The 12,830-nt window shown below is 71.9% G+C and carries 13 protein-coding genes; 9 read left to right on the top strand and 4 right to left on the bottom strand.

From position 1 onward, the window contains the following. Nucleotides 1-35: 35 nt before the first annotated feature. A complete protein-coding gene (gene hutU, locus IE198_RS29580) occupies nt 36-1,697 on the bottom strand; it encodes a urocanate hydratase (protein WP_189892101.1) in 1,662 nt (553 codons plus the stop codon). 109 nt (nt 1,698-1,806) lie between these two features. Between hutU and IE198_RS29585 the strand changes: the two genes are divergently transcribed. The 7 genes from IE198_RS29585 (at nt 1,807) to IE198_RS29615 (ending at nt 7,412) form a co-directional block, all read left to right on the top strand. Further along, nucleotides 1,807-3,123 (top strand): type III PLP-dependent enzyme domain-containing protein, encoded by a 1,317-nt coding sequence (locus tag IE198_RS29585; protein ID WP_189892103.1) that lies wholly within the window; start codon nt 1,807-1,809, stop codon nt 3,121-3,123. Nucleotides 3,124-3,203: 80 nt separating this feature from the next. Next, complete coding sequence (locus tag IE198_RS29590) at nt 3,204-3,668, top strand: SRPBCC family protein (protein WP_189892105.1); 465 nt, start codon at nt 3,204-3,206, stop codon at nt 3,666-3,668. Nucleotides 3,669-3,770: 102 nt separating this feature from the next. Continuing rightward, complete coding sequence (locus IE198_RS29595; RefSeq protein WP_189892107.1) at nt 3,771-5,144, top strand: APC family permease; 1,374 nt, start codon at nt 3,771-3,773, stop codon at nt 5,142-5,144. Between the two features lie 147 nt (nt 5,145-5,291). Next, a complete protein-coding gene (locus IE198_RS29600) occupies nt 5,292-5,693 on the top strand; it encodes a hypothetical protein (RefSeq protein WP_189892109.1) in 402 nt (133 codons plus the stop codon). Next, complete coding sequence (locus tag IE198_RS29605) at nt 5,690-6,463, top strand: transcriptional regulator (protein ID WP_189892111.1); 774 nt, start codon at nt 5,690-5,692, stop codon at nt 6,461-6,463. Before IE198_RS29600 ends, IE198_RS29605 begins: the two co-directional genes overlap by 4 nt. A 79-nt stretch (nt 6,464-6,542) precedes the next feature. Beyond that, nucleotides 6,543-6,929, top strand: coding sequence for a roadblock/LC7 domain-containing protein (locus tag IE198_RS29610; protein ID WP_229834460.1), 387 nt, complete (start codon nt 6,543-6,545; stop codon nt 6,927-6,929). 111 nt (nt 6,930-7,040) lie between these two features. Continuing rightward, nucleotides 7,041-7,412 (top strand): hypothetical protein, encoded by a 372-nt coding sequence (locus IE198_RS29615; protein ID WP_189892115.1) that lies wholly within the window; start codon nt 7,041-7,043, stop codon nt 7,410-7,412. Between the two features lie 12 nt (nt 7,413-7,424). Here IE198_RS29615 and IE198_RS29620 read toward each other — a convergent pair whose 3' ends face one another. Next, a complete protein-coding gene (locus IE198_RS29620; RefSeq protein WP_189892117.1) occupies nt 7,425-7,988 on the bottom strand; it encodes a hypothetical protein in 564 nt (187 codons plus the stop codon). Nucleotides 7,989-8,084: 96 nt separating this feature from the next. Continuing rightward, nucleotides 8,085-8,933 carry a MurR/RpiR family transcriptional regulator gene (locus tag IE198_RS29625; protein WP_189892119.1) on the bottom strand — a complete coding sequence of 283 codons (849 nt, stop codon included), beginning with the start codon at nt 8,931-8,933 and terminating at the stop codon, nt 8,085-8,087. Between the two features lie 307 nt (nt 8,934-9,240). Between IE198_RS29625 and IE198_RS29630 the strand changes: the two genes are divergently transcribed. Continuing rightward, a complete protein-coding gene (locus IE198_RS29630) occupies nt 9,241-9,660 on the top strand; it encodes a hypothetical protein (protein ID WP_189892121.1) in 420 nt (139 codons plus the stop codon). Between the two features lie 313 nt (nt 9,661-9,973). Here IE198_RS29630 and IE198_RS29635 read toward each other — a convergent pair whose 3' ends face one another. Beyond that, nucleotides 9,974-11,359 carry a cystathionine beta-synthase gene (locus IE198_RS29635; protein ID WP_189892123.1) on the bottom strand — a complete coding sequence of 462 codons (1,386 nt, stop codon included), beginning with the start codon at nt 11,357-11,359 and terminating at the stop codon, nt 9,974-9,976. 184 nt (nt 11,360-11,543) lie between these two features. On the opposite strand from IE198_RS29635, the gene IE198_RS29640 reads away from it, so the two are divergent. Then, on the top strand, nt 11,544-12,557 hold the full coding sequence (locus IE198_RS29640; RefSeq protein WP_189892142.1) for an SGNH/GDSL hydrolase family protein: 1,014 nt from the start codon (nt 11,544-11,546) through the stop codon (nt 12,555-12,557). The last annotated feature ends 273 nt before the right edge of the window (nt 12,558-12,830 follow it).

Consider the following 12,830-nt stretch of genomic DNA (forward strand, 5'->3'; position numbering starts at 1 on the left):
CCCCCGCTGCTCCGGGGGACGATTACCCGCACTCATCACGCGTCGCCCTCGCGCATCGGGATGCGGACGCCCTTCGCGTCGGAGACCGACTCCGCGATGTCGTAGCCCGCGTCGACGTGGCGGATCACGCCCATGCCCGGGTCGTTCGTGAGGACGCGGCGGATCTTCTCCCCGGCCAGCTTCGTACCGTCGGCCACCGAAACCTGGCCCGCATGGATGGAGCGGCCCATGCCGACGCCCCCGCCGTGGTGGAGGGAGACCCAGGACGCGCCGGACGCGACGTTCACCATCGCGTTGAGCAGCGGCCAGTCCGCGATGGCGTCGGAGCCGTCGAGCATCGCCTCGGTCTCGCGGTACGGGGAGGCGACGGAGCCGCAGTCGAGGTGGTCGCGGCCGATCGCCAGCGGGGCGGCCAGCTCACCGCTCGCCACCATGTCGTTGAAGCGTTCGCCCGCCCGGTCGCGTTCGCCGTAGCCGAGCCAGCAGATGCGCGCGGGCAGGCCCTGGAAGTGGACCCGCTCGCCGGCCATCCTGATCCAGCGGTGCAGGGATTCGTGTTCGGGGAAGAGGTCGAGGATCGCCTTGTCCGTCTTGGCGATGTCGGCGGGGTCACCGGAGAGCGCCGCCCAGCGGAACGGGCCCTTGCCCTCGCAGAACAGCGGCCGGATGTACGCCGGCACGAAGCCGGGGAAGGCGAAAGCACGGTCGTACCCGGCCAGTCGCGCCTCGCCGCGGATCGAGTTGCCGTAGTCGAAGACCTCTGCGCCGGCGTCCATGAAGCCGACCATGGCCTCCACGTGCCGGGCCATCGATTCACGCGCGCGGGTGGTGAAGCCGGCCGGGTCCTTCGCCGCGTAGGCGGCCATGTCGTCGAAGTCGACGCCGACTGGCAGGTAGGACAGGGGGTCGTGGGCCGAGGTCTGGTCGGTCACGATGTCGGCGGGCGCACCCTCGGCGAGCATGCGGGGCAGCAGGTCCGCGGCGTTGCCGAGGAGACCGATGGAGAGCGGGCGGCGGGCGTCACGGGCCTCGACGGCCAGGGACAGCGCATGCTCGAGCGAGTCGGCGCGGACGTCCAGGTAGCGGTGCTCGATGCGCCGCTCGATGGCGCGCGGGTCGCAGTCGATGCAGATGGCGACGCCGTCGTTCATGGTGACGGCGAGCGGCTGGGCGCCGCCCATGCCGCCGAGTCCGGCGGTCAGCGTGATCGTCCCGGCGAGGGTGCCGCCGAACTTCTTCGCGGCGACCGCGGCGAAGGTCTCGTACGTCCCCTGCAGGATGCCCTGGGTGCCGATGTAGATCCAGGAGCCGGCCGTCATCTGCCCGTACATGGTGAGGCCGAGGGCCTCCAGGCGCCGGAACTCCTCCCAGTTCGCCCAGTCGCCGACCAGGTTGGAGTTGGCGATGAGGACGCGCGGCGCCCACTCATGGGTCTGCATGACGCCGACCGGGCGGCCGGACTGGACGAGCATCGTCTCGTCCTGCTTGAGGGTCTTCAGCGTGCGCACCATCGCGTCGAAGGAGCGCCAGTCGCGGGCCGCCTTGCCTGTGCCGCCGTAGACGACGAGCTTGTCGGGGTGCTCGGCGACCTCGGGGTCGAGGTTGTTCTGCAGCATCCGGAGGGCGGCTTCCTGCTGCCATCCCAGGGCGCTCAGCTCGCTGCCGCGCGGTGACCGTACGGGGCGGGGTCCTGACATGGCGTTGCCTCCTCGCGAGGGTGTGTCGATTTTCTATTCACATAGTCACCTCCTGAATAGATGTAGTCAACAGCTGCGGCGCGACCCGCCGGATGATTGGCTGGCACGCATGACTGTCGACCGCCGGGACCTGGCCGTACGAGCGGCCGTGGAACAGGGACTTCTCACACAGGAACAGCCCGTCACCGCCCTCCTGGACGTGGCGGGTATCCGCTCGTCGGTGGCGGCGCTGCGGGCCGCCTTCGCCGCCGTCACCGAGGCGCCGGTGCTGCACGCCTTCGCCGTCAAGGCCGCCCCGCTGGTGCCCGTCCTCTCGCTGCTGCACGCGGAGGGGATGGGCGCGGAGGTCGCGAGCCCGGGGGAGCTGGCCCTCGCGCGGGCGGCGGGACTGCCGCCGGACCTGATCGTGCTCGACTCCCCCGCAAAGACGGTCGCCGAGCTGCGGGAGGCCCTGGGTCTCGGGATCGCCGTCAACGCCGACAACTGGCAGGAGCTCACCCGCATCGACACCCTGCTCGCCGCGGAGCCGACCGCCTCTCCGCTGGGCCTGCGGGTGAACCCGCAGGTCGGGGGCGGCTCGATCGGGGCCCTGTCGACGGCCACCCCGACCTCCAAGTTCGGCGTCGCCCTGTGCGACGAGGGTGCCAGGGAGCAGATCGTACGGGCCTGTCTCGAACGCCCCTGGCTGACCCGGCTGCACACCCACTCCGGCTCCCAGGGCATGGCGCTGACCCGCATGACGCAGGGCGTCCTCGCGGTGTACGAGCTCGCGGAGGAGATCAACACGGCGGCCGGCCGGCAGCAGATCGACACCATCGACATCGGCGGCGGGCTGCCGGTCAACTTCGGCTCCGAGGAACACACCCCCGGCTTCGCGGAATACGCCGGGCAGCTGAAGGAACGCGTCCCCGGGCTGCTCGACGGCCGGTACGGCCTGGTCACCGAGTTCGGCCGGTCCCTGCTCGCCAAGCACGGCACGGTCCTCGCCCGGGTCGAGTACGCCAAGTCCGCCGGTTCGAGGCCGATCGCGGTCACCCACGCGGGCGTCCAGGTCGCCACCCGTACCGTCTACGACCCGCTGTCCTGGCCGCTGCGCATCGCCGCGTACGACGCCGAGGGCCGCCCCAAGGCGGGACCCGGGGTCGAGCAGGACATCGCGGGGCCGGCCTGCTTCGCCGGTGACCTGATCGCGGAGAACCGCCCGCTGCCGCTGCTGGAGGCGGGCGACGTCGTCGCGGCGCTCGACACGGGCGCGTACTACTTCTCCAGCCACTACGGCTACAACAGCCTGCCGAGGACGGCCGTGCACGGCTTCACCACCGCGCCGGACGGCGGCGTGCGGTTCGCCACCGTACGGGAGGCCCAGACCACGGAGGCGATCGTCGCGGAGTCCGGCGGAGCCCAGCGGGACGCCCTGCTCGGCTGAGCCCCTGCCCGACGGCCCTGATCGGCCGACGCGCCCGTGGCGCGGGGGCGATCCACGGGCGCCGGTGGTTCCATGTACCCATGGCTACCAGCAGCGTCGTCGTCGAGCGCCTGATCCTCGCAGCGCCCGGCGCCGTGTGGCAGGCCCTGACCGACATCCAGGGCTGGGAGCGCATCCTCAGCGGCGTGGAGCGGATCGAGGTGCTCTCGTCCGGCGGTTTCGGCGTGGGCACCCGATGGCGCGAGACCCGTCGGATGCTCGGCAAACAGGCCACCGAGGAGATGTATGTGACGGCCTGCGAGCCGCCCGAGCGCTATGTCGTGGAGGCGGACTCGCAAGGCACCCACTACGTCTCGGAGTTCAGACTGCTGCCGGCGGGCCAGGACTCGACGACGGTCCGCCTCACCTTCGGCGCGGAGCCGCCCGGGGGCTTCATAGGCCTGCTCGCGAAGGTCCTCGGCGGGCTCGGCGCCAGAGCCGTGCGCAACGCGATCACCAGGGACCTGGACGACGTCGCCGCCGCTGTCGAGCGCCGGGGCGACTGACCGGACGCCCGCGTTCCGCGGTCCGCCGCACGGGCGGCGGCACGCATCAGGCACAGCACGCAACGCAGAGACCTTCCCATCCGACTACGGGAGAGGTGTTCCATGGCCACATCCGAAACGTCCGAGGCACCAGCGGCGGAGGGCGGGCTCAAACGGGCGATCGGGCCCAAGCTGCTGGTCCTCTTCGTGATCGGCGACATCCTCGGCACCGGCATCTACGCCACCACCGGCGCAGTGGCGGGCAAGGTCGGCGGGGCGCTGTGGCTGCCGTTCGCGATCGGCTTCGTGGTCGCCATCCTGACGGCAGCGTCGTACGTCGAACTGGTCGGCAAGTACCCGAAGGCCGCCGGGGCGGCGCTGTACACCCAGAAGGCCTTCAAGGTCCCCTTCCTGACCTTCATCATCGGGTTCATGGTGATGTGCTCCGGCCTGGCCTCGGCGAGCGCGGCCGCCCGTGCGTTCGGCGGGGACTACTTCCAGGAGTTCACCGACGCCGTCCCGTCGACGCTCATCTCGATCCTCTTCATCCTCGCCCTCGCCGGACTGGCACTGCGGGGCGTGTCGGAGTCCGTGAAGACCAATATGGTGCTGACCATCGTCGAACTCACCGGTCTCGTGGTGGTCCTGGGCATCGGCGCCTGGGCGGTGGTGACCGGGGACGGGGAGCCGTCCCGGCTGGGTGAGTTCGAGGCGTCCGGCACCGGGTACGCGCTGATCACGAGCGTCCTCGGGGCGACGGCGCTGGGCTTCTTCGCGTTCGTCGGATTCGAGGACTCGGTCAACATGGCCGAGGAGACCCGTGATCCGGTCCGTACGTTCCCCCGGGCGATCTTCACCGGTGTCGCCGTCACCGGCACCATCTACGTGCTCGTCGCGCTGGTGTCCTCGCTGCTCGTCGACTACCGCACGCTGGAGCAGTCGAGCGGCCCGCTGCTGGAGGTGGTCAAGGCGGGAGGCGTCGCCTTCCCGCCGAAACTCTTCGCGCTGATCGCCCTGTTCGCGGTCACCAACTCGGCCCTGATCAACATCATGATGGCGTCCCGGCTCTGCTACGGGCTGGCCAACGAGAAGGTGCTGCCGCGCGGCATGGGAAAGGTCCTCCGCAAACGCCGTACCCCCGTCACCGGCATCGTGTTCGTGACGCTGCTGGCCGTCGGGCTGGTGTCGACGGGCGAGATCGCCGGGCTCGGCGACACCACCGCGTTCCTGCTGCTGTGCGTCTTCACCGTGGTCAACGTGGCGGTCCTGGTGCTGCGCAAGGACCGCGTGGAGCACCGGCACTTCCGTACGCCGACGATCCTGCCGGTCATCGGAGCCACCACCGCGCTGATCCTCGCCAGCCCGCTGTCCGACCGGGCGCCGGACGTCTACATCAGAGCCGGTGTGCTGATCGGCATCGGCATCGTGCTGTGGGGCGTCAACAAGCTGGTGATGAGGCTGCACCACGAGGAGATGGCAGGCACCGGCAACGGGTAGGGTCTCTCGGCCGGGCGGACCCTACCGGGCATGTGCATGTTCCGATGGAAAATGCCGGAACTCACCCCAACGGGCGCCACGTTGCGTAACCTCTCCGTCACTGCCGCGCCTGGTTCGCGGCACACCGAGGCGGGGAGGGGAGTCCGCGTGCCCGGAATCGACGAATGTCTGCTGCAAGCCATGGTGGTGCCCGGGGCCCGGGGAGCCTCCGTCGTGGACTGGACCAGCGGCCTCGCCCTCGGCACCGTCGGGGAGGCCCCCGGCGGCGACCACGAGGCGACCGCGGCGGAGACGGCGGAACTGGCCAGGATGGCCGCCGAGTACCCGTCCTTCGCAACCGACGAGACCCCGGCACCGGACGGCACCAAGGGGTTACCCGTCGAGGACCTCATCGTCACCACCCGCACCGGCTACCACGTGGTGCGGTTCGTGGAGACCACGTTCGACAGCAGTGTGTTCCTTCATCTGTGGCTCGACCGGGACACCGGCAATCTTGCGCTCGCCCGGCTGCGCCTCGCGGACCTCGCAGAGCGGCTGATCCTCGGATGACCGCAGCGGCCACGCCCGTCTCCCCCATGCTCGTGCGGCTCGCGGAGGAGCGCGCCACCGGCGTCCTGGTCCGTGACCACGGGGCCCTCTACCTCGCCGACGGCCACGTGGTGCACGCCGAGAGCCCGGCCGCACCCGGCCTCGACGTACTGCTGACCGCCGGCGGCCAACTGGCCCCCGAAGGCTGGCAGGAGGCGGTGGCCAGCGCCGGCGCACGCCGCGAAGTGGCACGCTTCCTCGTCGACAGCGGCCAGGTCACCGGCGGCGCACTGGAGATCTGCCACCTCGGCGCCCTCCACGACGCCGCGTTCTTCACCCTGGCGCCCGGCAGCGGACCGACCCGCTTCCGCTACGGCGTCGCGCACTGGATCGGCACCGTGCGTCCCGTGCCCGCTGCGGCCGTCGTCCGGGAGGCGCGCCGGCGGCGCGGGCTGCTCGACTCCGTGTGGCCGCACCCCGAGGTGGACACCGCACCGCTGCGCCGCCGCGCGCCGGGCCACGGCGCCACGGCCACCCGCAGACAGCGGGCGCTGTTGGAGCTCGCCGACGGTGTGCGCACCCCGTCGGCGATCGCCCGGGCCGTCGGCCGGCCTGCCTTCAACACCCTGATCGAGGTACGGCGGATGGCCGCCGCGGGGCTCGTCGAGACGCCGTCGGAGCCCGCCGCGCCCACCCCGGCCCCGCTGCCCGACTGGGTCGCCGGATTCCCCGCCGACCCGGACATCGCCCTGTTACGCCGACTCCGCGACGCTCTGGAGGCAAGCCTGTGACCCACCGCACGACCCACCGGGCCCTGCGCGCACCGTCATGAGGCGCGCTTTGAGGCTGCGCGCCGAGAGGAGACAGCTCATGACGGCCGAGACCGAGGTGCTCGGTGAACTCAGAAGGCTGCGCGCCCGTGTGCCGCAGTTGACCGGTGTGCTCGCCGCGAGCGTCGACGGCCTGGTGCTGGCGACGGACACCCCGGACGCGGAGGGCGTCGCCGCGCTCACCGCCGCCGCGCTCGGGGTCGCACTGCGGCTGACCGAGGCCACCGGACAGGGCGGCTTCAAGGAGCTGCTCGTACGGGGCGAGGCGGGCTACGTCGCCACCTATGCGGCCGGATCGTCGGCCGTGCTCACCGTACTGGCCGAGCCGCGCATCAACGTGGGCCGGCTCCATCTCGAGGCCCGCCGGGCCGGCGCCCGTGTCGGGGAGCTGGTGGACGCCGCCCTCGAACGACCGCAGGAGGCCTGACCCATGGCCGCCGCCCCCGCAGACCCACCCGCACAGAACCGCACCGGAACCACCCGCAACAGAACCACCACGAGAACGACAACCAACCGACGGAAGGAACGTGCGCCTGCCATGGCCAACACCGAGACCGCACTCAAGGAAGCCACCACCATCGAAGGCGCCATCGGCGCCGCGCTCGTCGACTACACCAGCGGTATGGCGCTGGGCACCATCGGCGGCGGCAAGGACCTCGACCTCACCGTCGCCGCCGCCGGGAACACCGACGTGGTCCGCGCCAAGGTCCGCACCATGGAGCACCTGGGCCTCAAGGACGAGATCGAGGACATCCTGATCACCCTCGGCTCGCAGTATCACCTGATCCGCCTGATGAAGAGCCGCAACGCCAACGGCCTCTTCCTGTACCTGGCGTTGGACAAGGAGCGCGCCAACCTGGCCATGGCCCGACACCAGTTGAAGAAGATCGAGGCCGATCTGGAGGTCTGATCCCGGCCCCGCTCAGCTCCGGCGCCGCGCCCCTCCGGGCGCGGCGTCACCGGCGGCGATCCCGGTCGTACGGAAGCCCTTGACGGGCTTGCCGACCGCTCCCTCGGCCACCCAGTCCGTACGCATCCACAGCAGCGTCTCCTCCGTACGCTCACGCCGGCCCAGCCACACGGCCTTGAGCCACAGGCCCGCTCCCGCGCCGGCGAGCACCGCCCCTCCCGCGGCCGGCAGCACGAACGAGCTCGCGACGGCGGCGAGGAAGGCGAGGAGCAGCCACCAGCGGCGCGGCCGGCGCACCACCTTCAGCGTCACCCGGCGGTCCTGGAGCACGTCGTGCCGTCCGGCACGGGTCGCGCAGCCCGCGAGATGCGTGTACCGGCGGCGCCGCGCGAGAGCGACCGCGGCAGCGGTGACAAGGAACAGTGCAGCCCCCGCCAGGACCCCGATGCGGCGTCCGGTGAGGCCCGGCGACAGCAGCCCGATCCCGGCGGCGACAACGCCCAGCCACCACAGGGGCGCCGCCCCGGCCCTCACGACCACCGCCACTCGCGCCAGCGACTGCGTCCCGCGCCCCACGTCCGTGCTCCTTCCGGGAGATCGATGCTGTGGGCGCGGAGACTAGCGGCCTTGTCTGAACGTCGCCTGAGAAACGGCACGGCCCAAGCGTCGGTCTCACTCCGCGAAAAGTCCGCGCTCCGCCGCCTGTACGTCGAACTCCTCGAGGCGGGCCTGCGCGTCCGGCAGGCCGTCGCACATCGCCTCGAGCAGGACCCGGCCGAGCAGCATCGGCGCACACGCCGTATCGAAGGCCAGACCGGTGCCGACGGCCGCCGGGATCAGCAGATCGCTGTGCGCGGCCACCGGGGCGAAAGCCGAGTCCGCGACCGTCACCACCGTCAGACCGGCCGAGCGCGCGTACGCCAGTGCCTCCACGACCTCCTTGGGGTGGCGCGGCAGCGCGAAGCACAGCAACGCGCTCGCCCCGGCCCGGCGCGCCGCGTCGATCCGGTCGGGGAGCATCGAGCCGCCCTCGTCGAGGAGCCGTACGTCAGGGTGCACCTTGGCCGCGAAGTAGGCGAACCCACGGGCCTGCGACGAAGCGGCGCGCAACCCCAGCACCGGCAGCGGCCGTGAGGCGGCCAGCAGCCGGCCGGCCCGTTCGACGGGCGCCGGCTCCGCGAGCATCTCGGCCAGGTGTCGCAGGTTGTCGATCTCGGCCTGCACGGCCTGCTGGTACTCGTTGAACGTGTCGTCGAAGGAGCCGCGGACGCTCTCGGTCTCCGGCGGGACCACCTCACGCAGATGCCGGCGCAGCGCCGGGTAGCCGTCGAAGCCCAGCGCGACGGCGAAGCGGGTGACGGACGGCTGGCTGACCCCGGCAAGCTCCGCGAGCTCCACGCTGGACAGGAACGGCACGTCAGCGGCGCGGCGCACCATGCAGTGCGCGATGCGGCGCTGGGTCGGAGTGAGCCGATGCCCCTCGAACAGCAGCTGCAGTCGTGCGGCAGGGCTGTCGCTCATGCCATCCCCCTCGTCCGGCCCGCTTATTCAGTCAACAAGAACTCTGCATGACGATATGCAGGCCGGGCAAGGCAAGGCCGCCCGGGGCGGGCTCCGGGAGGAACGGACCGCGGGCCCGGACGTGGCGCGGCGGCTGCCAGAACTCCGGCCGTCCGCCGGCCTCGTCGTGGACGTTCGGCGGTCGCGGGCGGGGGAATTCGGCGGTCCAAGCCCGGTCGAGGCTCCCTGCCTGTTCCGGTTGTCCCCGGGGGCAATACGGGGGCCAGCCCCACTGACGCGGCGGGTCACCGCCCGTAGCTTCGGCGGTATGGAAGCCCGCGACACTGAGCTCAAGAAGGAGCTCGACGCCACCCTCCACGCCCGCCGCGACCTCGGTGAGGAGTACGACTCCGCGCTCGTCGAGTCGTTCCTCGAGAAGATCGAGGAACGACTCCACGCCGCAGTCGAACGCCGCGTCCGGCGCCTGGCCGCCGAGCAGCAGATCACCGTGGCCCGCAGTCCCCGGCGGCAGCGGTCCGGGGACAACTTCGGCGAGCGTTTCGGCTTCGCCATCGTGACGATGGTCCTGGCCATCCCGCTCTCGGCGATCGGTGTGGCCAACGCCGATCTGGCGGGCCTGATCGTCACCTGGCTCGGCATCGTCGGCGTGAATGCGGCCCACGCGGCACAGGCCTGGCCCTGGCAGCGACGCAGGTCCCGGAGCACCGGCTCCGACTGGAACGACTGACCGCTCCTGCCGGCCACCCGGAAGAGGTCTGAACGCGGGGACCGCCGCACCCCCGGCCCGGAGGCCGGGGGGCGGGACGACGGCGGTCCCCGCGTGGGACACGGGCCGGGTCAGGACCGGCCTGTCGTGTCCGGGGCGTCCGTGGGAGTCCGGGAGCCGCTCCGGAAGTCCAGTGACGCCGCCAGTGTGCCGGTCGGGGTCACCTGCCCGGTCCCCCTGCCGACTTCCACCACTGTGCCGGACACGTGTTAAGCGGGTGCTGCGCGGACGTGACGCGCTCGTACCGATTACGCGAAAGGTCGTCCGCGCCGGACTACTTGGCGCCCTTGGCGAGGAACGACAGCAGGTCCTGACGGCTCACCACACCCGTCGGCTTCCCCTCGACCAGCACGATCGCCGCGTCCGCCGCGCCGAGCACAGACATCAGGTCGGCGACCGGCTCACCGGAGCCGACCTGCGGCAGCGGCGCCGACATGTGCTTCTCCAGCGGGTCGCCCAGCGACGCGCGCTGCGTGAACAGCGCGTCCAGCAGCTCCCGTTCGACGACCGAACCGATGACCTCCGCGGCCATGACGTCCGGGTGGCCGGCGCCCGGCTTGACGATCGGCATCTGCGAGACGCCGTACTCGCGCAGCACTTCGATGGCCTGACCGACCGTCTCCTCCGGGTGCATGTGCACCAGGCTGGGAATGCCGCCGCCCTCTTTGTCGCGCAGCACGTCGCCGACGCTCGAGGTGCCCTCGCCCTCGAGGAAGCCGTAGTCGGCCATCCACTCGTCGTTGAAGATCTTGCTCAGGTAACCACGGCCGCTGTCCGGCAGCAGCACGACCACGATGTCGTCGGGGCCGAGCCGCTCCCCGACGCGCAGCGCCGCCACGACCGCCATACCGCAGGAGCCGCCCACCAGCAGGCCCTCCTCCTTGGCGAGGCGGCGCGTCATCTGGAACGAGTCCTTGTCGGACACGGCGACGATCTCGTCGGTCACCGTCCGGTCGTACGCGGACGGCCAGAAGTCCTCACCGACGCCCTCGACGAGGTACGGGCGGCCCGAGCCGCCGGAGTACACCGAGCCCTCCGGATCCGCGCCGATGATCTTGACCTTGCCGTCGCTGACCTCCTTCAGATACCGCCCGGTGCCGGAGATCGTGCCGCCCGTGCCGACGCCCGCCACGAAGTGCGTGATCCGCCCGTCCGTCTGGTCCCACAGCTCGGGACCGGTGGTCTCGTAGTGCGAGCGCGGGTTGTTCGGGTTGGAGTACTGGTCGGGCTTCCAGGCGCCCGGCGTCTCACGCACCAGGCGGTCGGAGACGTTGTAGTACGAGTCCGGGTGCTCCGGGTCGACGGCCGTGGGGCACACGACGACCTCGGCGCCGTACGCGCGCAGCACATTGATCTTGTCGGTGGACACCTTGTCCGGGCAGACGAAGATGCACTTGTAGCCCTTCTGCTGGGCCACGATGGCAAGTCCCACACCGGTGTTGCCGCTCGTGGGCTCGACGATCGTGCCGCCGGGCTTGAGGGCGCCGCTCTCCTCCGCCGCCTCGATCATCCGCAGCGCGATCCGGTCCTTGACCGACCCGCCCGGGTTGAAGTACTCGACCTTGGCGAGGACGGTCGCCGAGATGCCTGCGGTCACGTTGTTCAGCTTCACCAGCGGGGTGTCGCCGACAAGACTGATCATCGAGTTGTGGATACGCACAATGTTCTCCGGGGTCTCCGTGATGGTTCGCCCAGCGTAAGCGGGTGGACGCGGGATTGGGCGACGGTCGCTACGGGGCAGTTAGCTCTTGTACGGCGACGAGGCCCGCGAGGGCCGCGGCCCCCGCGGAGGCCGCGGCCCCGCGGGCTGCAAGGAGGTGGCTCGGACTGTGTCGAGAGCGAGGGTGGCGCGGCGCATCGCGGCCGGCGCGGCATACGGCGGGGGCAGCATCGGACTGCTCGGGGCGGCGGCGGTGGGCCTGGTCCTGGCGGAGGTCCAGCTGGCGAAACACACGGTCGGCGGGGGCCGGGCCCCCATCCCACCGCGCGGCGACGGGCTGTACGGGCTGGCCTTCGGCCGTGAGAACCCGCTGCGCCTCGGCGTCATCGGCGACTCGACCGCGGCCGGCCAAGGCGTCCGCCGGGCGGGCCAGACGCCAGGGGCGCTGCTCGCCTCGGGCCTCGCGGCGGTCGCGGAACGCCCGGTCGAGCTCCGCAACATCGCGCTGCCGGGGGCACAGTCCGACGACCTGGAACGTCAGGTCACCGAGCTCCTGGCGGACCGGAGCCGCACACCGGACGTCTGCGTGATCATGATCGGCGCGAACGATGTCACCCACCGGATGCCGCCGACGCAGTCCGTGCGGTACCTGGCCTCCGCGGTTCGCCGTCTGCGCACGGCGGGCGCCGAGGTCGTCGTCGGCACCTGCCCCGACCTCGGGACGATCGAACCGGTCTACCAACCACTGCGCTGGATGGCCCGGCGGGTGAGCCGGCAGCTGGCCGCGGCGCAGACGATCGTGGTGGTCGAACAGGGCGGGCGCACGGTGTCGCTGGGCGACCTGCTCGGCCCCGAGTTCGCGGCGAATCCGCGGGAGATGTTCGGCGTCGACAACTACCACCCGTCGGCGGAGGGCTACGCGACCGCGGCGATGGCGGTACTGCCGACGCTGTGCGCGGTGCTCGGCCTGTGGCCGGAGACGGACGCGCTGGACGCGGACCGGGACGAGGACATGCTTCCCGTGGCGCGGGCGGCCGCGACGGCGGCGTCCGAGGCGGGCACGGAGGTCACGGGCGCGCGCGCCCCGTGGGCCCTGCTCAAGCACCGCCGTCGCCGCCGTCTGCCTGCCACGACGGACGCCCCGGCGACCGCCGCATCGACGCCGGAGCCGGCGGAGGACCGCGTGGGCCCGGCCTGACGGGTACTGGGCGCGAGCGGGCCCCGAGCATGGCCGCGGTCCCGCCCCGGACCGGCCGCGCGTGGGCCCGGCTGACGGGTACTGGGCGCGAGCAGGCCCCGAACGTGGCCGCGGTCCCGCCCCGGACCTGCCGCGAGCCGACCGTGGGCGCGCACGGGCGCCGTGCCGGGCCCGGGTGCGTGGCTCGAGGCCGGGTGCCGGGCACCGGGGGGGTGCCTCTATGTCCTTCGTCAAGGCGCCCCTGTCGGGTTTGGGGTGGTTGGGGTTATGCGG

This window comes from Streptomyces xantholiticus (assembly GCF_014651015.1).
Lineage (GTDB): Bacteria > Actinomycetota > Actinomycetes > Streptomycetales > Streptomycetaceae > Streptomyces > Streptomyces xantholiticus.